The organism is Psychroflexus sp. MES1-P1E (genome assembly GCF_002836055.1).
Taxonomy (GTDB): domain Bacteria; phylum Bacteroidota; class Bacteroidia; order Flavobacteriales; family Flavobacteriaceae; genus Psychroflexus.
Map to the genome: position 1 here is coordinate 1 of NZ_PJBS01000070.1, position 248 is coordinate 248.

Below are 248 nucleotides of genomic sequence, written 5' to 3' on the forward strand. Positions count from 1 at the left end.
CTTTGCTTTATGAGCTGCCGTCTTCACCACTTTAACTACAGATTGACCGCTATATTTCCCTCCCTTCTGTCCCTCAAACAAATATTCCTTAGGTTTCCAAGTTTTATAATAGCTTCGCAAATCTTGTAACGCATTTTGCGATAATAAGGTAATCCGATCCTTATTCCCTTTAGCTTGCTTTACACGCACAAGCATACGTTTACTGTCTATATCTTCAATTTTTAAACTGAGCAGTTCATTTCGATGTC

Annotated in this window: 1 protein-coding gene; it reads right to left on the minus strand. The window is 37.9% G+C overall.

Annotated features, from left to right (window positions below; translation table 11 throughout):
* On the minus strand, window positions 1-248 hold a 248-nt coding region (locus tag CXF67_RS00360), incomplete at both ends, for a tyrosine-type recombinase/integrase (protein WP_180957849.1).